This is a genomic window from Neisseria sp. P0021.S007, assembly GCF_051956855.1.
The window spans coordinates 1-489 of the sequence record NZ_JBQCXA010001388.1; the positions used below are offsets into that span (position 1 = coordinate 1).

Genomic DNA, 489 nt, shown 5'->3' on the forward strand with positions numbered 1-489 from the left:
GTTTTCATGTCCTCCATGCCCAGCGCACCAAAAATATCAAATATCGAAAAATCAAATACTTATGAAAACACTAGGGCGAAGTTTGCCTTATGCCGTCCAAAACGGGCGGCATAAAGGCGGGTGTTTTTCAGGGATTTAGCGGATTTGTTCGGCTGTCGTTACGCTGTAAGCAGCCCATGCTTTTAGGTCGTCTGAAAGTGAAGCAATAAACGACCGACAGGCGGCAACGGCGGCGGCGTGTGATGGATAGATACCCAAACGGCGGGCGGTACATGAATGAACGTCAATATCGGCTAAATACGCAGTCGGTTCGTGGACGACGGCGCAAAAGCCTTGTTCTGATGGGGATTGAACGTCTTGGATTTGGATAGAATTTGAAGATTGCATTTGAAATGCTCCTAACTGTTTGAGATTTGAGAAGCCCAAATAAGGGGGCGGTGCTCTCTCCTGCAGTTAGTCAGGCGTGGACGTTACCGTTACCACACACCG

At 48.7% G+C, this 489-nt stretch carries 1 protein-coding gene; it reads right to left on the minus strand.

Translation table 11 applies throughout. The features are described from left to right. Nucleotides 1–135 precede the first annotated feature (135 nt). A complete protein-coding gene (locus ACTHUR_RS19320) occupies nucleotides 136–387 on the minus strand; it encodes a hypothetical protein (RefSeq protein ID WP_107812485.1) in 252 nt (83 codons plus the stop codon). Nucleotides 388–489: the final 102 nt, after the last annotated feature.

What these genes read in the sequence shown, in the direction of transcription:
- ACTHUR_RS19320 (WP_107812485.1), bottom strand. Translation starts at nt 387, where the DNA reads ATGCAATCTTCAAATTCTATCCAAATCCAAGACGTTCAATCCCCATCA.